We start from the raw sequence: 19335 nt of genomic DNA, 5'->3' as shown, positions 1-19335 counted from the left end.
TCGCTTTCATCCGGAAACGCTTGCGGAACGCCTGCTCGGCGCGCCGATCATTTCTCGGAAATACTTAATAGTTTGAGTCAGACCTTCCCTTAAATCGACTTTAGGCTGCCAACTCAACACTTGCTTGGCCAGCCGGATATCGGGGCGGCGTTCCTTCGGATCGTCCGTCGGCAAATCGCGCATCACGATTTTGCCGCGGCTGCCGGTCATCTCCTTAATGGCCTGAGCCAATTCCAAAATCGTCATCTCCGCCGGGTTGCCCAAATTCATGGGGCCGTTATACCCGGACAATAAAAATTTATAAATGCCCTCCACCAAATCGGAAATGTACATAAAGCTTCGCGTTTGGCTTCCCCGGCCGTAGACCGTTATGGGTTTGTGCCGGAGCGCCTGGGTGATGAAATTGGGGATGGCCCGCCCGTCATCCGGGCGCATGCCCGGGCCGTAGGTGTTGAAAATCCGCAAAATACGCACCGGGATGCCGTGAACCCGGTGATAAGCCATAGACATGGCTTCAGCGAAGCGCTTGGCTTCGTCATAAACGCCGCGCGGGCCCACGGGATTGACATTGCCCCAGTAAGTTTCGGGCTGGGGTGAAACCTGGGGATCGCCGTAAACCTCGCTGGTGGAAGCCAGCATGAATATCGCTTTTTTGGCTTTGGCCACGCCCAAGGCGTTATGCGTTCCCAGAGCGCCGACTTTCAACGTCGGGATCGGGTGCTTCAAATAATCGATGGGGCTGGCCGGGCTCGCGAAATGCATGACCGCGTCGATCGAACCTGAAACATGGATGTAATCGCTGACATTGGCGTTGATGAGCTGAAACCGACCGGTTTCATAGAGGCTTTCGAGATTGCGCAAATGCCCGGTCAGCAAATTATCGATGCCGATGACATGATGCTTTTTGGCCACCAGATGGCGCGTCAAATGAGACCCGATGAAGCCCGCGCAGCCGGTTAAAAGGATACGCATCAACGGCCCTAATTGCGGCCGATGCCGCGGTAGCGAAAGCCCAGACTCTTGAGCTTGGCCGAGTCCCAATAATTACGGACATCGATAAGAACGGGCAAGGCCATTTCCTTTTTGACTCGGGCAAAATCCAGCCCGCCGAATTCATCCCATTCCGTGACCAGAATCGCGGCATGCGCTCCCTTCAAGCAGGCGTACGGATCCTGGGCGAAAGAAACGGTATGGTTGCCTAAAATCTGCTTGGCTTTATCCATGCTGGCCGGATCATAAGCCCTGATCAGCACGCCCCGGGACAACAACCTTTTAACGATGTCCAAGCTGGGAGCGAAACGCAAATCATCGGTGTTCGGCTTAAACGACAAACCCAGGATCGCGACGGTTTTCCCCTCCAGATTCCAGAGCTCCTCCTCGAGCTTGTTCAAGACATGGTCTTTCTGCGTTTCATGAATTTCCTTGACGGCTTGCAGCAGTTTGAAATCATAGCCCATGCGCTTGGAGATGTGATAGAAAGCCTCAAGGTCCTTGGGCAGGCAAAAACCGCCGACTAAACCCGGGTTTAAAAAAGCCCGCCCGATTCTTTTATCCATGCCCACGCCCTTGATGACTTGGGTGACGTCCGCGCCGATCAAATCGCAGATGCGCGACAAAGCGTTGGCATAGGCGATTTTGGTCGCCAAAAAAGAATTGGAGGCGTGTTTGATCAACTCCGCGGATTTAATGTCCGTCACGATCACCGGCGCCTTCACCGAAGAGAACAGTTCCCTCAACATTTTCTCGGCGCGCGGCGAATTGACGCCGAACACCACTCGATCCGGCTCGAAAAAATCCTCGATGGCCGTGCCTTCCCTTAAAAATTCGGGATTGCTCGCCACGTCGAAAGGAATATTTTTGGAATTTTCGCCGCCAATGACGCGGGCCACCTGCTCGCCGGTAGCCACCGGCACCGTGGACTTTTCCACGATCAGCGTGTAGTGGCTCAAATTTCTCGCAATTTCGCGGGCCACGGCCTCGATGGCCGAAAGGTCCGCGCTGCCGTCGGATCGCGGCGGGGTGCCGACGCAGATAAACACCACTTCCGCATGGCGCATCATCTCCGCGATGCTTGATCCGAAGCGGAGTTTCCCCTGCCGCTTGGCTTTGGTCAATAATTCGGGGAGTCCGGGCTCAAAAAACGGCGGCTTGCCCTTCTTGAGAACGTCGATTTTCGAAGAATCGTTGTCAACGCAAAAAACATCATGGCCCATTTTTGAAAAACAAGCGCCGGTCACCAAGCCGACATAGCCGCAGCCGATGACGCCGACTTTTTTCGATTTTGAAGGGGAGCGGCCGGGCATATTTAATGAATCGCGCTGAGTTGGCCGCCCGCCGGCGCTTGTTCGCCGTCCGTTTCGAAATAACGCCAGGTTGCGAGCAATCCGGCTTCAAACGCCATCTGCGGTTTGAATTTAAGCAAGCGGCGGGCTTTGGCGATGCTCGCCGAGGTTTTGCGCACGTCGCCGTGGCGGCGAGGCTGAAATTGTTTTTCGAGTTTGCGTCCGATGATCTTTTCGATGATCCGGATCAAATCAAGCAATGAATAACTTTTGCCGCTGGCCACGTTGAAGGCCTCGCCGTAGGCCTTTACCGGGGCCTTAAGCGCCAGCAAATTGGCCTGGACCACGTCGCCGATGTAAGTGAAATCCCGCGACTGACGTCCGTCCCAATGAATCTCAAGCGCCCGGCCTTCCTTGGCTAATTCCATAAAACGGGGGATCACGGCCGAATAAATGGATTCGGGATCCTGACGCGGTCCGTAAACATTGAAATAGCGCAAAGAAATCGTCGGCAGGCCGAAGGATTTGGCGAACACCCGCGCGTAAAGCTCTCCGGCTAATTTGCTGACCGCATAAGGCGAAATGGGTTTGGGCATCAATTCTTCGTGCTGGGGGAATACAAGCCCGTCGCCATAGAGCGATGAGCTTGAAGCGTAAACCACCATTTTGACGCCGGCTTCCTTGGCCAAGCGCAAGACATTAAGCGTCCCCGTGACATTGACGTTATTGGAAAGATTGGGTTGATCCACGCTTTTGGGAACGGAGCGGATGGCCGCCTGATGAAACACATAGCGCACGCCGGATAAAGCCTTCTTTAAAGCGCTTTCGTCGGTAATGCTTCCTTGGTGAAGATCGACTTTGCTTTCGAACAAATGGATGTGCGCTTTTTTTCCGGTGGAAAAATCATCCAGAATGCGCACCTCATAGCCGCGCTCAAGCAAGGATTCCGCGATATGCGAACCGATGAATCCCGCGCCTCCCGTGACCAGCGCCAATTCCTTAGGCATAGGTCGAAATTGTAGCCAAATTTAAAACATGTTCAAAAGGGGCGACGGCTCGAAAGGAGCCGAGAACCGCGGTGAAAGCCGGCGACGGCGGCTTGATCGCTTCGCCGAGGGCGGCGCCCATGGATTCAAAAACCCGGACACGGGTCCCCCCCAAGGCCGGCTCCCCGGCCAATGCCGCGGGCGAGCAGGATCGCGGCGAGTCAAGACCGCCTAGATAAAATTCCTCGAAATGCGGGGACAATTGCCTGAGCATGGCCGGATAATCCTTGTCTTTCATGAAGCCCAAAACAACTCGTCTGGGCCGGACGTCAAAAAACGGCGAACGCCGCCATGTTTTTAGAAAGCAAGAAACAGCCTGCTCATTATGCGCCACGTCCAAAACCCAGGGTTTGCTATCAACGCGGCGCAACTGCCATCGCCCCGGTAGTTCGGCCCTGCCTAAACCCCGCCCAATCGCAACCGGGGATAATTCGAACCCTCGATCGGCCAAGACCTTGAAAATCTCGGCCACCAAAGCCGAATTCGCCGGCTGCTCGGCGCCCAATAAACGCAAGGAATATTTTTGCCCGCCGTATTCGACGCGTTGAAGAGCCTCCTCCCATGAATAAACCGAACGCAAACCGGAAAAATCAGGCTGATGCAGGGCAGCGGATTTGGCTTGGGCGATTTCCCTGATCACGCGCTCGGCTTCGGGCGGCAGCGATCCGGTGAAAACAGGAACATCGTTTTTGACAATGCCTGCTTTCTCGCGGGCGATCTCTTCAATCGTCGAGCCCAAAAAATTCACGTGATCCATGCCGATCGCGGTAATGACGCTCGCCAAGGGCCGCACGATCACATTGGTGGCGTCCAGGCGTCCTCCCAAACCCGTTTCCAAAATGACCGGATCGGCGCCGGTTTCCCGAAAATAAACAAAGGCCGCAACCGTCAGCAATTCGAAATACGTCAAATCATCATGGCCGGGGATGTCCCTTAACCGGCTGATGATAGCCGCGAAATCCGATTCAGGAATCGGCCCGTTTCGGGTTTCAATACGTTCCGTAACGTTGATTAAGTGTGGAGAGCTGTAATGCCCGGCGTTGAATCCCCCCTCAACAAAAACCTGGAAAAGCATTTTGCAAACGGAACCCTTGCCGTTGGTTCCCGCGACGTGAATGACGCGCAAACCATCCTGAGGATTGCCGATGGCCGCCAGAAACCGCCTGACCCGGTCCAAGCCGAGAAGAATTTTTGATTCCTGTTTCCGATCAAGGTAACGCAGGGCCTCGCCGAATAAATCCATTTAAGCCACTCTTTGATAACGGACTTCCACAAATCGCTTGATCCGCGCGCCCAAAGCCGATAATTTTCCCTCCAGATTTTCATAGCCGCGGTCGACGTGATAAATTCTGGAAATCACGCTTTGGCCTCCGGCGGCCAAGGCCGCGGCGATTAAGCCGGCCCCGGCCCTTAAATCACCGGCCATGACCTTGGCCCCGGTCAACGTTCCCGCGCCGCGAATCAGCGCCCGGTCTCCCCTGACGGCGATATCCGCGCCCATGCGGTTTAACTCCGCGACATGAAGAAAACGATTTTCAAAAATGGACTCTTGAACCGTGGTCCGTCCGCGCGCGCGCGACATGAAAGCCGTCCACAACGGCTGAATATCCGTCGGGAAGCCGGGATAAACCTTGGTTTTAATCGACAACGGCCGTGGCCGGAAACCTTTGGGCGTCGATACCCGGATCGCCTGGACCGAAGTTTCGACGCTCACGCCCGCCTTGCGGCAGGCGTCCAGCAGCGCCCGGTTATGCTCCGGCACGCAGCCGGTGATTTCTAACGATGATCCGGGCGCCGAGGCGGCGAATAAAACGAACGTCCCGGTTTCAATGCGGTCCGCGATCACCGCATGATCGGTTCCGCGCAAATTTTTATTCCCCCGGATAACGATCCTCGAGGTCCCCGCTCCTTCGATCATCGCGCCCATGTTTTGAAGCATCGAGGCCAAGTCCGTGATTTCCGGCTCACGGGCCGCGCGCTCGAGGACGCTGACCCCCGGGCAAAACGCCGCGGCCATCATCAAATTTTCCGTGGCGCCCACGCTTTCAAAATGCAAACGGTAACGCGCGGCCTTCAAGCCTGTTTTGGGCGCGGTCAGCTCCAGATCGCCGCCGTGAACGCTGATTTTGGCGCCCATGGCTTTGAAGCCGTCGAGATGAATATCGATGGGTCTCAGGCCGATAGCGCAGCCGCCGGGCAACGAGACTCTGGCCTTTCCCCATCTAGCCAGCATGGGGCCCGCTGAAAGAATGCTGGCGCGCATTTGCTTGACCAAATCATAAGGAGCGGTAATTTCCCTGAACACCGCCCTTGAAAAATTTTTTTCTTCAAGGCAAACCACGTCGCCTCCCTTGAACGCCTCTTTGCCCAACGTTTTCAACAACGAAAGCGCGGTATTCGTGTCCCGGAGAACGGGAAGGCGCCGGATGCGCACGGGTTCGGGTGTCAACAAAGAAGCGAACAAACAGGGAAGGGACGCGTTTTTCGAACCGCTGATTTCAACCGAGCCGCGCAGAGCAAAACCGCCGTCGATTTTATAAGCATCCATGATGGAAGATTATGTTAACTCGCTCTTGCTAAAACAACTCTAAAGAAACCCTGATAATCTTTCATCAGTTTCAACGAATGGAAACCATTTTGTTTAAGAAGAGACTCGATGGTGCGTGCCTGGCCGCGCCCGAATTCAAAGGCCAATAACCCGCCGGGGCAAAGACGCCGGGGGGCCTCATGAATCAACGGCCGGATCACCGCTAAGCCGTCCGGCCCGGCTGCCAACGCGCTTTTAGGCTCCCAGCGTTTGATTTCAGGAGATAGCCGCGCCCAATCGCCCTCGGCAATATAGGGAGGATTCGATACGATCGCGTGAAAACGAATCTTCGAGGGCAATCGCTCAAACAACGGGCCTTTAACCCAACGGATGGAGCCTAGATCGTTCAAACGCCGCCCGTTCTTCCTGGCCACACTTAAAGCCGCAGAGGAACAATCAGTGGCCCAGATTTCAAGAGAGTAGGCATCGCCTAAAAAACGTCGCAGGGCCAAAGCAATATTGCCTGAGCCCGTGCCGATATCCGCGATTGTCAATTTTGCGCCCGCAGACCAGGATAATTTGATTTCCCTGACCGCCAGCTCGACCAAAGACTCGGTTTCCGGTCTGGGGATCAATACCGCTCCCGGGCGCAACCTTAAATCGAGACCCATGAAATCCTGGCTCCCCAAAGCATAAGCCAACGGCAGGCGCCGCCGCCCGACGGCAGCGGCCAAACGCCGGTACTTGCGTCCGGCTGCGGCGGGGACATTCCCCAATAAAACCAGTTCGGTCCGTTCAACGCCCAAAACGCCGGCCAATAAATATTCCGCGGTTGCTTTGGGTTCAGGCGCGCGGCAGGATCGCAGCAGGCGTTCGGCCGCGGATAGGAGCGACGATGCCGTTTCAGGCGCTTTCTGATTTCGGACGCGCAATGCGCTGGATGACATAATCTTTTTGGAGGGCTTCGATAAACGGGCCGATGCCCCCGTCCATGATTTCATCGATATTAAACAGAGAAAGCCCGACGCGATGATCGGTCACCCGGGATTGCATGAAATTGTACGTCCTGATTTTCTCCGAGCGCTCCGCACCCTTGATCTGGGCGCGGCGGGTTTCCGTGACCATATTCGCGTGCCTTTCTTTCTCGACTTGAGCCAGCTTGGCCAAAAGCATTTTCATGGCCTTTTCCCGGTTCTGAAACTGGGACCGCTCCTCCTGGCAGGCCACAACCGTGCCCGTGGGTAAATGCGTAATCCTGACCGCGGTTTCCACCTTGTTGACGTTCTGGCCCCCGGCGCCGCCCGCCCTGAACGTGTCGAATTTCAAATCCTTGGCGTCGATGGCCACTTCCTGAGCCTGCATTTCCGGCAGAACCGCGACTGTGACGGTCGAGGTATGGATGCGGCCGCTGGCCTCGGTTTTAGGCACGCGCTGGACGCGATGGACCCCGCTTTCCCATTTCAGCTGCCGGTAAACGCGAGAACCGGAGACATAAGCCGTGGCTTCCTTGATACCCTTTAAACCTGTGGCATTGACGTCGAGAAGCTCCCATCGAAACCCGCGTGTCTCCGCATAGCGCTGATAAACGCGCAATAAATCGGACGCAAACAGCGCCGCTTCCTCGCCCCCGACCCCGGCCCGAACTTCAAGGAAAATGTTGCGTTCATCCATAGGATCGGAGCCCGCAAAGGCTTCCAAAACGCGCGCCTCGACGGCGATCCGGCGCGCGGCCAAGGCCTTCATCTCCTCTTCCGCCAAGGCCGCCAAATCGGCATCGCCTTTGGCGTCTTTGAGATGGGTCAGTTCCCGGTCCAGCCGCTCGATCTCAGCCAAACCCGAAAGCACTTCCTCCAATTGCCGGCGGCGAACGGAAAGCTCCTTCATCTTCGGCACGGATAAAGCCTGAGGCCGGCTTAAAACGGAAAGAATTTCATCTAGTTCTTTCTTTAAAGGAGCGGCATCGATGGGCAAGAGACGAGGTTGGAGGAAAGGAGCTAAGAGGACTTTTTGGCGACCGGCCGGCTTGAAAGAACCTTGGGCTTTTTGGGCGCCCTGGTGGTCGGCTGCGTGGCTAACGCGGCCTTCTTGGCGGCGGCGGCGCGATCAGCCGCGCGTTTGACGGCCAGCTTCTCGGCTTCTTTCTTTTTCTTGACGCCTTCGGTATGAAGTTTGGCCTGATCGAATTTCTTCAAAAACTTGTCGATGCGTCCGGCTGAATCGAGAAATTTCTGTTTGCCGGTGAAAATAGGATGGCAGGCGCCGCAAATTTCGAGCTTCAATTCCTGCCTGGTGGAACGGGTCGTGAAGGTATTGCCGCAGGCGCAATCCACCTTGGTCAGAAAATACTTCGGATGAACTCCTTCTTTCATATCGGAAGAATTTTAGCTTATTTTCCGGGCTCTGTGGATGCGGCGGGAATTTCGTTAGGGCAACCAGGGAGTCATCGCTTCCCTCGCCGCCTGGGAAGGCCCGGAGGACGGATTCAACTGCAAACGGCCGATGAAAGCCCCCATGAAACTGCCGAAACGCATGCCGTAATCGCCGTTGGCGAACGTCGCTTCCCAAGTGGTGGTGGAACTTCTCATCATGGCCGCCGCCAGGCGGAAAGATTCCCGCAAAATAGTGGCGTTAATGGCCCACAAATAAGCCAAATCCCGGACCTGGGCGTCGGTAAATATGTAATCGCCTTCCGCGCCCACCGCATTGCTGGAAAGCGTGGACACCATGCCGGAATGAACGTAGTTGGTATAAAAAGCATCGGATTCGACGAACCGGCCCAAGGCCTCCGGATCTCCCCTATCGATTAATGCCTGCGTCTGCTCGCCCAATCTCCCTGATGAGGTGAAACCATAAAGTCCGTTGATGGCGTTTTCATTCAACGGCGAACGGCCCAGACTGATCAGCATCGCGATTCTGAAACGCTCTTCCAAAGGAGCGATGGCTTGATGATCCGCCCCTCCTACGTCCGCGGCTTCGTAAAGAACGGAGTCCCGTTTGTCGAAAATATAATGAAGAAGCTCATGAACCAAGGTTGTATCCGGCTCCAAAACGGGTTCGCAGAAGCTCCCTTCATTGCAGCCGAGCCCGATGCCGAGGGTTTTGCTCGGCCAATCATAACGCCCCCCGAACTCCCAGGCCTCGAAACGCCCGCCATTCTGCAGAAAATCTTTGGCGGCCAAAAAAAACGAGCGATCCTCCATTAAGCGGCGCAATGCGTTGCGAAACCTTTCATTCGCGTCGATTTTCCGGCGATAACGCCTGAACACGTCATCGATTTGAGCGGACGGAATGCGGCCGAGGAACGCGGCGTAACTGGTTTCAATCTTCAAATCATCGCTAAAGCCGCCCGTCGCCCGGTCGGGCCTGAGCGTGGAAGCCCTGTCAAAAAGGGAATTGGAGCCCGACGGCATGTAATCGCCGGTTGCAGCCGAACGTCCGGGGAACCGCCACGAATCCCCGCTGTAATGGATCACGGTTTCATCCGCTAGAAGCGGACAAACCAAACAGCAAACGATAAAAACCGGCGCCGGGATCGAACGATGGCCCATGGCATAAGTTTATCAGGGCAAAACCATGACCACAACTTCAAAAACTGCTTCAATAAGGGAGCATGAATCGCGGCATCTTTTCCTTTTGCGCTTTTCTTTTCCTCTGCCTGCCTACGAACGCCTCCAATGAATCGCTCTGGCTGACCGATTGGAACCAGGCCGTGGACATTGCCCGCGCTCAAAATAAACATGTGCTGGTCGACTTTTACGCGCCTTGGTGCTACTCCTGCTACTACATGGACAAGCAGGTGCTGGCCAACAACGGCTTCGCCGCCGCGACGAAGGATTTCGTTCTGCTCAAGGTGGATGTCGATCAGAAAGAGGGCGCCGCTCTCAAAGAAAAACACCGCGTCAGCTTCCTGCCCACATACCTGATTTTGACTTCGGACAGCCGGGTTGCCGGAAGAATCACCGGAGAACAAACGGAAAAAGATTTTCTCGCGCAACTGAGCGAGATTATCAAATCATCCGAATCGGACGAAGAGAAGGCGATCAAAACGCTCCGAGCGCGTTTGGCGGCCGCGGAATATGAAGCAGCCGAGCGCGAGATCGCCGGTTTGGAAAAAACCCTCAACGAACGGCTCGATCAGCGGCTCCAATGGCGAATTTTGACGGATCGCCTCGGCCTGATGGCGGCCGCGCGCTTGGGGCGTCCCGGCGGGCTGGAGCATCTCAAACGCCTGCTTAAAACGGAAACATCGTGCGATCTAGCCTATGACTTTTATTTCGGCCGGAAACTTTTAGAGAACGAGGACCCGCAAACAAAACGAACCGTTCTCAAGAACGCGCAGCAAGCTCTCGAGCGCCTGGTCAATCGCCGCTTTTTCGCCGCCGCCGAAAATCGCTGCGCCGACTTTCGCACCGGGATCGAAACGCTGGCCGATGTTTACGCCCAACGCGGCGCAAAAAACAAACAAGCCGCCCTATTAAAGCGCGCCGTCCGCCAAATTCAACAAGACGCCCCTCGTGTCGGCGCGGACAGGAACCGCGACGACAATCTGCGATTTTTTCTGGAGCTCGCTGGAGATGACGGAAAAATCCGTTCCTTCTATGCTGAATTGATCGAAGCTTATCCCCAGGATTACGTTTACCCCCACCGTTTTTCAAAGTATCTGGTCGGCAGCGGCCAAGCGCAAGAAGCGCTCTCCTGGAATGAACGGGCGGCCAAGCTCTGTTACGGAGCCAATTGCCTGGCTGTCGCCGGCGTCAAAGCCAAGGCTATGGCTGCGCTGGGCCGGCGCGAGGAAGCCGTGCGGTTGCTTCAAAACGCCGCCCAAAAAAATCAACGGGCGTTTCCCAAAGAAAGCGCCGCATTGGCGGTCGTAGCCAAAGAATTGAGCAATAAATAAGGGACCGTTAAGGAGGAACGAATCGCATGTTCTTGACGCGATTGACGATCAGCTTGGTGGAATTCGTGGTGCAGGTTATTTTGGCCGTATTGTCGGTTTATGTCAGCTACACAATCTTCAACCGGGCCAATACGGATTTTAATCAGGAGGAAGAGCTTAAAAAAGGCAATATCGCGGTTGCCGTCCTGCTCGCCTCGATTATGGTTTCATCCGGAATGATCATTCAAAAGGGCCTTTACCCGATCATGAGCCTGCTGAAAATTTATTTCACTTCCCCCGGGCGCCAAACCATGGCCCAATGGCAATTGCCGCTGTTCGCCCTGGCGCATTTCGTGATGGTTTTCACGCTGACCGTGTTGACCATCTCCTTCGCTCTGCGGCTTTACGGCCGGCTGACCGTCAAAATCCAGGAAGGCAAAGAGTTGGAGCGCGGCAACGCGGCCGTGGGAATCGTCCTAGCCGGCGTAGTATTCATCGTATCCTTATACGTGGGCGAAGGCATCGGCAATTTGACTAAAACCCTGATCCCCCAGCCCTCGATCGGCAAAATTCAAATCTTGAAGTAACATGCCTGGGATGCGCCGAATTCCGGCTGTCCTTTTCTTTTCTTTCGCCTTGGAAACAGGGCTCGCCTGGCATTGGGATTCTCCCGCCGGCCGGCTCCGGGAAACGCTCTTCGCGGACTCGGGTGAAGCGGATCAGGAGGAAACCGCGGAACCGCCTTATCAGCGCATCCGTCGGAATAATTCCGGGTTCAACCTTGAATTCGGCTTCGTCAGTTTCGACCGCGAGCCGCATTCGGTCCGGTTTCAAATGGATCAGCGTATCGTTAATCAGGCGATCACAGAATTCGGCTATACGGACGCGGGCTTGGAAGCGGTCGATACATGGCTGGAGGAAACCCAGCAGCAAACGAATCGCGATTTAAAACGCGATTGGGTGTCGGGCTCGGTTTCCGCCAAAAACCAAGCGGAACTCGACCGTAAGGTTGCCGCCGTTCGCGCGCACAATACAAATCTCGAGACTGCGCAGCGACGGAAAATAAAAGACCTCCAAACCGAATACGAAGAACGGCGCGTCGCTTATTTTCAACGCCAAGGTTTCAAACTCTTGCCCGGCAATACCGTGACCGTGGATATTCCGGCGCTCGTGCGCAACAACGTCCGGCGGCTGATGCCGGTCGCCGCGCAATTCGACCTCATCCGCGAAAAAAACAATTACGGCTCCGAAGATTTGATCGGCGCGGTCACGGCCATGATCCAGACCGCGCTTGAATACAAAATACCTCCGGCCATGGAAGGGTCCTTACATACCGGAGGCGTCCTAACTCCCATCAAGGCCCTGGTCTCCGGGTGGGGTGATTGCGACACAAAAACAGCGCTGTTGGCCTCGATTCTTCTTAATTGGGACGCCGCCAAAATCGTCGGCGTCGGCCTGCCCGGGCATTATGTCATGGGTTTTGAAGGAGTGCCCGACCGCGGCGACGCTTATATCGAATACAGGGGAACGACCTATGTCTTAATCGAACCGGCCGGCCCGGCCTGGGCTCACCCCGGCGAGGTCAGCGAACAAACCATGACCAAGCTTCAATTGGCCCAAGGGGTTTCCATCGAACCCTTCAGCGCGCCCTAGGTACCCGCAGCAAACGGCCGGAATCCAAAAGCAAATAGCATTCGATCTCATTGCGGCCGCGGCGCAGCGCATCCTCCGGCACCAGGACGGAAAAAACAGCTCCCTTCGACGCCGAAGGAACGCTCCTGGTCACCGCCCGGATAATCCCATTGACGGCAACGGCCAAATAAAGCGGCGTCCGTCGCGCTCTTGGGCCGGACAATCGTCCCCTGATCAAACATGGGACATCGTCGGACCCGGGATCGACGCGCGCATAACGGTTTTCCCGCTCGACAACCACGGTTAAATCCGGACTATCCCCGTCAGCCAGCGCTTCGGCGCTGCGCTCGATGATCTCCTTGCGCGAACCGATGTTGAAAATTTCACGCCATGGCGTTCCGGAGCCAAAAACAGCCGCCCGCCTCTTAAACGCCTCGGCGGCGTCCTGTAAAGGCGCATGAAATATCATCTTCCTGGGTTTGACGCTCGTGACCGCAATTTTTTTCCGGCGCTCCGGCCGATTCGTATCGAACGCGGACTGCCCGTCCATGGGCCAAGGAATGGCGATCCCCAAAAGCTCTGCGACGGTCGCGATGATGTCGATGGTCTCGACATTGCGGTCGCTGACTAAAGCGGCGCGCTGATTGGGAGCCTTGACGAACAACGGCACATAAAGAAGCTCCGCGGCATTGACTTTCGAGAGCTTGCGATTGTGCATCCCGGGCCGGATGTTGACGCCGTGATCGGCGGTGACAATGATCAACGATTGGTCGTAAAGGCCCAAAGCCTTAAGCTTGGCCACCAGATCGCCCAACAAATGATCCACGAAGCCGACCTGCAACAAATAGCGCTGATGGGCCTGGGTCACCAGCCAATCATCCCGAGAGCATAGGCCGTTCTGTAAATCAAAACCGTCCGGTATTTCATCCGGCGCCGCATAGGCTCTGCCGGAAGGAAAAAAACGCCAGGTCGCATGGGGCAGGGTTATGTGCGCAAAATACAAAGCAGGGCGCCCTCCGGCGGGAGCGAGCGAATCCATAAACTTGCCGTAAACCGCCAACGGCCCGTCATGAAGTTCTTGCGACTGGTCCCCTCGGAAATTTTTCCATTTTTGCGTAATCGACGGCAGGATGAAAACGATATCCTCCGGAAGCACGATATGCAGGTAAACAAGGAAACAATCAAGGATCAAGCCGCGCATCCGCTGCGCGGCGTCTTCGATGAAGGCCTCTTCCTTGCACAAGGGGCTGGGGCACATTTTTCGCGCAGAACCGAAAACATTCATTTCATAAGTTCTACCCAAAAGAGTGAACAGATTCCTTGGGTAATAAGAGTAGGTCAGCGGAAGATGGCCGTCGAGTCCCGGATAAGACCCCGTCAGGATGGCCGGCAACGCCAATGAGGTCCCGTCGGAGACGCCCGTGGCCTCGCGAAACCAAGTCGAATCCTTGGCCAACGCGGCAAAGTGCGGATAACGAACGGCGTCAATCCGGCGGCGCTCATTTAAGAGGCTCGACCGGTCGAACTCATCGAACACCACGAAAACCACGGGAGCCGGCTTGGCGACGTGCGTATAAAATACCGACTCAACGCCGGAAACAAGCATATTCCTGATCGGCTGAGCGGCCAAAAATAAACAAGGAAACGCCGCAGCCGCCAGCGAAAGCGCGGTTAAAAACGTCCGCGCCGGCCGGAAACGCCGCAGCAAGATCAGCGTCCACGCTCCCAGAACGCAGGCCGCCGAGATCAGGCCCGCGCCGGGAAGAAAACCGGCGGCTACTTTTTTAACCGGCGGCAAAAAAACGGCTGCCGCCAGCAAGGCCACCCAAAAACCATGCACCCGCCGGCGCGGTTTTTCGCCCCGGCGGCCGGCGATCCATTCGGAGCAAACAAGAAGCGCCGGGACGAGCAGGCTCAACGTCAGCGTCAACGCAACGATATCCGCTCCGGAGGACTCGCGCATCACGAAAAAAATCGCATGGCGGGCCAACAGATCGTACAGAGGCTGGGCCAAAGCAAAATTGACCAGCCCGAAAAGATGCAGGCTGTCGATTAAAAAATCGCGATCGACAAGAGCGGCGTCCGGACGTCTAAGACTTAGCTTGCGCAAAATAAAGCACCCGGGTGCGGCAGGTGAGTTCCTGGCGCTTTTGAACGTCGAAGGCTTCATTCAAGAGTTTTTCAAAATAACCCCTTGAATAATCGGCAAGACCGCCGTCTTTATTTCTCAACAGCCTGCGGGCCATGGGATCGGCTTCATCGATGAACTCAATGATCAGCGCTCCGGAAACATCGGCAAGCCAATCCACAATTTGAGCAAGCGGAATATTGGCGCTGATGGCCAAATGATGAATAAGCGCCAAGCAAAGAACCAAATCCGGGCGACCGCGCGCCTCAAGGGCCTTGAATTCAAGCCCCCGCCAGCCGCCTCCCGAAGAGACATTCGCAAAATCCATCACCAGGGGCACAATGGAACGATCGCCGTTGTTTTTAAGTTCCCCATAACAATGTTCGATCACGGCCGCATCGCCGTCCATGGCAACGACATAATCGGCTTTAACCGCGGCTAATCGCGAAAAAACACCCCGATTGCACCCCAAATCCCAGACCAGCTTGCAGGAACGCGAATCCACGGCCTCGGCGACGAATGCCTTTTTCATCCGCTCATCCTGCTCGACATAGCTGTTGTGTTGATAGTAACCCGACCAGGAGGAATGTTCCGGCGTCCACTTCATCGCGCCGATGATGGCGCGCAGGCCGTCGATATTCTTAAGAATCAGGCTTTTATTGAACCCGCTTGAACGAAGCTCGTCCTTGACGTCGCTGTCCTGGGATTCATAGCGGTCCTCCATCGCCGCATGAAGGCGCACGTGGGTCAGGACGCCCGGCCTCAGCGTGTCCCGCAACGACATCATATTGCGGCAATCGCGCGGCTTGATGCCTTCCGGAGAACCTTTCAGCAACGTTTGAAAAGCGATATTTTTATACGCCTGCAGCATCAGGGGATAGAGAAAAAGCCGGCAAAACTGACGGTACCCCGTCCAGGGCTCTCCATCGGCATAAGGACGAAAAGATCCGATATCGATGAAAACCGGGCGGCTCCCTTCCCATTGAATATTAAAAGCGGACGCATCCTTTAGAATCATCCCCTCCGCAAGAGCGGCTTGCAAGAGCTCCAGATGCAGGAGCGCGGCGTCCTTAAGCATGCCGAACGTCCATTCATAGGGATAGGATAGGAAACGAACGGGACGATGCCGCAGAAGCCCAGGCCAATGGCCGGGCGGCAGCCGGCAGACGCCCGGCGCCGCGTCGATTTCCCGGGTTTCGACGAGATTCCCCAAGCTCAAAAAACGCCGATAAAAATCTTTGGAAGCAAGGCATCTCCAGTTGCGAAGACCCTCCTCGCTGAGGCAGCGCCAAACCTCGCCGTTGCCGACCATCACTCTGTTGGCGCCGTCGCGGAAGGAAGCCGGATCGACGCGGGTTTCTTTCACTGGGAATCCCGGCCGGGCTTGTTTTTTCTTTGTTCCTCCGGTTTCATCAGACCCAACCTGCCGAGAAGCCGCCTGGCAAAAAGCTTCAACATCACCGCGACGCCGGCGACCCCGGCCACGATCAACTGGGCCATCATGCTGCCGCTGCCGGGATCCAGGTACGCGTAAAGAGGCCAGGGCGAACAAATAAACGCGATCACCACCAGCCAGGCCGGGCAAAATCCCCCTCGATTCATAGGGTCCGTTAAGGAATTAATGATCAATTTGCCGGGGCGATTTTGGAGCGAGGCAAGGCGCCGCGAGGCGCGGCGTGCCCGCAGGGCACGTAAGCCTCGCGGCAACGCAGCCGCAGCCCAAAAGCGCCCCGGCCCTTCGGGGAGGCCCATCTTCGCACCGGCTGCGTCGTTGCTCCTCCTCAACGTACCCTCTAGGTACGCTGTCGTCGTCGCGCCTAGCATTCGGTGCAAATCTGGGCCTCCAAATTGATCATTAATTCCTTAACGGACCCTTAATCCAATCATAAAACAATATGATGTTGGTATCCTCAAGAAAATTGATGATTCCACTCTTCAACCGCTATGATCAGACGCCCGGCGAGGAGAACGTCGCCGCCCGGGAAATCAAAAGCCGCCTGGACAACGGCGAACGGGTGAACCTGCTGGACGTTCGCGAACCGTGGGAATACGAAACCGCGAAAATCGAAGGCGCGAAACTCATCCCATTGGCCGAACTTGACCAGCGCAAAACGGAACTCGACCCGAACACGGAATTGATCGTCTACTGCCACAAAGGCGTGCGCGGATTGAAAGCCGTCCGGCACCTTAAAAACTGCGGATTTACCAACACCAAAAACCTTTCCGGCGGCATCGAAGCCTGGTCGGATATCGACCCGTCGGTTCCGAAATATTAAATGCCCGAGCATCCCCTCCGGATCGTCATCCTGGGGGGCGGGTTTGCGGGGCTCGCCTGCGCCCAGCGCCTTGAACGGCTCCTTCACGATTCTTCTTCAGGCGGCCTAAAAATCAATGGACGCGATGTCCAATTGATCCTCATCGCCCGCGACAACTATTTCAATTTTCAACCGCTGTTGGCCGATGTCGTCGGCGGCTCCATCGAACCGCGCCATGTGGTCAGCCCTTTAAGGCGCCTTCTGCCTTTGACCGACGTCCGCCAATGCGAAATCGAATCCATCGATCTTAAAAACCGGCGCGTCAATTTTTATCCGGCCGACCAACGGGCCATCCCCCCGATCGACGCCGATCATCTGGTTCTTGCTTTGGGCCAAGCTACGGATTTTTCACGCATCCCGGGCATGGCCGAACACGCTTTGGCGCTTAAAAACTTGGGTGATGCGCTTCGTATCAGAAACCATGTGGTCAGCCGCCTCGAGGAGGCGACGCTCGAAGAATCCGAAGATGAACGCCGGCGTCTGTTAACCTTTGTCGTCGTCGGCGCCGGATTCAGCGGCGTCGAAGTCGCCGGGCAAATCAATGATTTGGCGAGCGACGCCCTGCGCAGCTATCCCAGACTGACGAAGAATGACCGGCGTCCCTTCCGCGTGATCGTGATCCAAAAAAGCGATCGCATCCTACAGCAGCTCGATCCCGATCTTTCGTCCTTCGCGTTGCAATGCCTCAAACAAAGAGGCATCGAAATCAAGCTTTCCCAAGGCGTAGCCGCCGTCAAGACCGGAGGTCTTCGCCTGGACGACGGCGAAGAAATTAAGGCGGCGACGATGATCGCCACCGTCGGCAACACCATCCATCCCCTCCTCGCTCATTTGCCGCTTAAGCGCCGGGGAAACCGCATCGAAGTTTTGCCCACTCTCGAGATGGCGGACTTCAAAGGCGTCTGGGCCTCGGGCGATTGCGCAGCCGTGCCTTCGCCCCAAGACGGCTGGGCCCCGGAAATGGCCCAATTCGCGGTCCGTGAAGGCCGGCTCCTGGCCGACAACCTGATCGCGGCCATGAAAAACCGGACGCTGAAAAAATTTTCCTACAAAAGCATGGGGCAATTAGCCTCTTTAGGCCACCATCAAGCCGTGGCTCAAGTTTTTAGCCTACGCTTCGGCGGTATTGCGGCTTGGTGGCTCTGGCGCACGGTCTATCTCTTCAAGCTGCCGGGCATCGACCGGCGCCTAAGGGTTTTGTTTGATTGGACGCTTGACCTTCTCTTCTCTCGCGATATCGTCAAATTAAACGTCAGCCCCACCAGCGCCGTCAGCCGGGCGCATTACGAGGCCGGGGAGACCATCTTCAAGACGGGCGATCCCTCGCAAACGTTTTACATCGTTGAAAAAGGAACGGTTGAGCTTCTGGAAGCGGATGCCCAAGGGCGAAGCCAAACCATCGCGCAATTGGGACCGGGGTCTCATTTGGGCGAACGCTCCCTCATCGCCAAGAATCCCCACGCTTTGACGGCGCGGGCCGCCACTGCGATCGATCTGCTGACGATTCATCGCGCGGATTTCACGGCCCTGGCCAATAACCTTCCCCCTTTGCGCCAAGCCATCGAAGAGGCGCTGCGGCGCTGGGAAAAAAGCCCTAAAAATCCTAATCCCCTACCCTAAATTCCAGGATCATCCGCTGGTTGCGGGACCATTGTCGGATTAAACTTTTCTTATGAAACCACCGCTGAGGATGCGCCTGAGAATCGCGGGATTAGGGGCCTTCCTGGCAGCCGCAGTCGGTTTTGCCGTTCATGCAGGAGACGCGGATGGGGACGATCCTGACGCCGATCTTGAATTCGACATGCTCATTGATGAGCTGCGCGGCCCACGCTTTGACGACATCGTTGAAGGCCTCGCCAATCAAGCGCTGCCACCGGGGCCATTCCGGATTTATGCCAGAGGCTCAAAAGCGGAATATAGGCCCCGGCGCATGAATGAAACCCACACCGAACGCCGGAATCAAATGATCGACCTGCTCACGGCGCCCGAAGGCCATTTGGCCAGGGGTTTGCATGAACTGGCCGCGCGGACACGCCGTAATCGCCTGGAACATGGGGCGTTCATTTTATCCGACGGCCGCCTGGGAGAAACCGTCGTCGGCACAATCAACTATGTGGATGTTCCCGAAGAACGGCCCGCCGATGCCGTAGGTTTTGTTCATACTCACCCCAGACCCTGCGACGTCATCACGCCCCCATCAGGCAATGACCATGGCATGCTCTCGTTTCCCGATTCTCCCCTGCAGTTGGTGATTGAAGCCATTGCCACCGAGCCTCCGGCCGCAGACGGACGCTGCTATAGAGTTTGGGGCGTTCTTGAGCCGCGCCATGCGACGCTTTTAGGATATCTTGAGCCCGAATCCGGTTTCCGGATCCTGAACGCTGAAGATCCGACCAGCGAAAGAGCCTATGCCATTATTGACGAGGATCAGCTCAGCATGGAACAGCTTTTTGATGATGATCGCCGGGAGCGGGAGCGCCGCGAACGAAGATCGCGCATTTACAGCCGGCCGCGCCCATAAAAGGCGCC

18 protein-coding genes are annotated in these 19335 nt (G+C 56.2%); 6 read left to right on the top strand and 12 right to left on the bottom strand.

The genetic code is table 11. The annotated features are described in order from the left end of the window. Window positions 1-6: 6 nt before the first annotated feature. From HYT79_00525 to HYT79_00485, 9 genes are read right to left on the bottom strand one after another with little or no spacing between them, the layout of a single operon-like run. Window positions 7-972 carry an SDR family oxidoreductase gene (locus tag HYT79_00525; GenBank protein ID MBI2069062.1) on the bottom strand — a complete coding sequence of 322 codons (966 nt, stop codon included), beginning with the start codon at window positions 970-972 and terminating at the stop codon, window positions 7-9. Between the two features lie 8 nt (window positions 973-980). Further along, a complete protein-coding gene (locus tag HYT79_00520) occupies window positions 981-2303 on the bottom strand; it encodes a UDP-glucose/GDP-mannose dehydrogenase family protein (GenBank protein MBI2069061.1) in 1323 nt (440 codons plus the stop codon). A gap of 2 nt (window positions 2304-2305) precedes the next feature. Then, window positions 2306-3289 (bottom strand): SDR family oxidoreductase, encoded by a 984-nt coding sequence (locus tag HYT79_00515; GenBank protein MBI2069060.1) that lies wholly within the window; start codon window positions 3287-3289, stop codon window positions 2306-2308. Continuing rightward, entirely contained in the window at window positions 3282-4571 is a 1290-nt protein-coding gene (locus HYT79_00510) for a bifunctional folylpolyglutamate synthase/dihydrofolate synthase (protein ID MBI2069059.1), read from the bottom strand. Before HYT79_00510 ends, HYT79_00515 begins: the two co-directional genes overlap by 8 nt. Beyond that, window positions 4572-5876 carry a UDP-N-acetylglucosamine 1-carboxyvinyltransferase gene (gene murA, locus HYT79_00505; protein MBI2069058.1) on the bottom strand — a complete coding sequence of 435 codons (1305 nt, stop codon included), beginning with the start codon at window positions 5874-5876 and terminating at the stop codon, window positions 4572-4574. Window positions 5877-5890: 14 nt separating this feature from the next. Further along, window positions 5891-6802 carry a peptide chain release factor N(5)-glutamine methyltransferase gene (prmC, locus tag HYT79_00500; protein MBI2069057.1) on the bottom strand — a complete coding sequence of 304 codons (912 nt, stop codon included), beginning with the start codon at window positions 6800-6802 and terminating at the stop codon, window positions 5891-5893. Next, entirely contained in the window at window positions 6759-7826 is a 1068-nt protein-coding gene (gene prfA, locus HYT79_00495) for a peptide chain release factor 1 (protein ID MBI2069056.1), read from the bottom strand. The genes prmC and prfA overlap by 44 nt, the downstream gene beginning before the upstream one ends. Before the next feature lie 23 nt (window positions 7827-7849). Continuing rightward, window positions 7850-8224, bottom strand: a complete 375-nt coding sequence (gene rpmE / locus HYT79_00490) for a 50S ribosomal protein L31 (protein ID MBI2069055.1) — start codon at window positions 8222-8224, stop codon at window positions 7850-7852. A 54-nt stretch (window positions 8225-8278) separates the two neighbouring features. Next, window positions 8279-9403 carry a hypothetical protein gene (locus HYT79_00485; protein MBI2069054.1) on the bottom strand — a complete coding sequence of 375 codons (1125 nt, stop codon included), beginning with the start codon at window positions 9401-9403 and terminating at the stop codon, window positions 8279-8281. A 62-nt stretch (window positions 9404-9465) separates the two neighbouring features. On the opposite strand from HYT79_00485, the gene HYT79_00480 reads away from it, so the two are divergent. The 3 genes from HYT79_00480 to HYT79_00470 are packed head-to-tail and all read left to right on the top strand — an operon-like array spanning window position 9466 to window position 12384. Then, entirely contained in the window at window positions 9466-10752 is a 1287-nt protein-coding gene (locus HYT79_00480) for a thioredoxin family protein (protein ID MBI2069053.1), read from the top strand. Window positions 10753-10778: 26 nt separating this feature from the next. Beyond that, entirely contained in the window at window positions 10779-11318 is a 540-nt protein-coding gene (locus HYT79_00475) for a DUF350 domain-containing protein (protein MBI2069052.1), read from the top strand. 10 nt (window positions 11319-11328) lie between these two features. Next, window positions 11329-12384 carry a hypothetical protein gene (locus HYT79_00470; GenBank protein MBI2069051.1) on the top strand — a complete coding sequence of 352 codons (1056 nt, stop codon included), beginning with the start codon at window positions 11329-11331 and terminating at the stop codon, window positions 12382-12384. Here the strand turns inward: HYT79_00470 and HYT79_00465 are convergent. Genes HYT79_00465 through HYT79_00455 form a run of 3 tightly spaced genes read right to left on the bottom strand, consistent with a single transcriptional unit; the run spans window position 12371 to window position 16120 of the window. Continuing rightward, window positions 12371-14473 carry a sulfatase-like hydrolase/transferase gene (locus HYT79_00465; GenBank protein ID MBI2069050.1) on the bottom strand — a complete coding sequence of 701 codons (2103 nt, stop codon included), beginning with the start codon at window positions 14471-14473 and terminating at the stop codon, window positions 12371-12373. The two genes, HYT79_00470 and HYT79_00465, sit on opposite strands and share 14 nt — an antisense overlap. Further along, complete coding sequence (locus HYT79_00460) at window positions 14454-15857, bottom strand: class I SAM-dependent methyltransferase (protein ID MBI2069049.1); 1404 nt, start codon at window positions 15855-15857, stop codon at window positions 14454-14456. The genes HYT79_00465 and HYT79_00460 overlap by 20 nt, the downstream gene beginning before the upstream one ends. Beyond that, window positions 15854-16120, bottom strand: coding sequence for a hypothetical protein (locus HYT79_00455; GenBank protein MBI2069048.1), 267 nt, complete (start codon window positions 16118-16120; stop codon window positions 15854-15856). Before HYT79_00455 ends, HYT79_00460 begins: the two co-directional genes overlap by 4 nt. A gap of 293 nt (window positions 16121-16413) precedes the next feature. On the opposite strand from HYT79_00455, the gene HYT79_00450 reads away from it, so the two are divergent. Genes HYT79_00450 through HYT79_00440 form a run of 3 tightly spaced genes read left to right on the top strand, consistent with a single transcriptional unit; the run spans window position 16414 to window position 19327 of the window. After that, window positions 16414-16767 (top strand): rhodanese-like domain-containing protein, encoded by a 354-nt coding sequence (locus tag HYT79_00450; GenBank protein ID MBI2069047.1) that lies wholly within the window; start codon window positions 16414-16416, stop codon window positions 16765-16767. Then, window positions 16768-18426 (top strand): FAD-dependent oxidoreductase, encoded by a 1659-nt coding sequence (locus HYT79_00445; GenBank protein MBI2069046.1) that lies wholly within the window; start codon window positions 16768-16770, stop codon window positions 18424-18426. A gap of 52 nt (window positions 18427-18478) precedes the next feature. After that, window positions 18479-19327, top strand: coding sequence for a hypothetical protein (locus HYT79_00440; protein MBI2069045.1), 849 nt, complete (start codon window positions 18479-18481; stop codon window positions 19325-19327). Window positions 19328-19335: the final 8 nt, after the last annotated feature.

It is taken from the genome of Elusimicrobiota bacterium, from assembly GCA_016180815.1.
In the GTDB taxonomy this organism is placed as follows: Bacteria; Elusimicrobiota; Elusimicrobia; order JACQPE01; family JACQPE01; genus JACPAN01.
The sequence above is the reverse complement of the archived record's forward strand: the minus strand, read 5'-3'. Positions and strand labels throughout refer to the sequence as shown.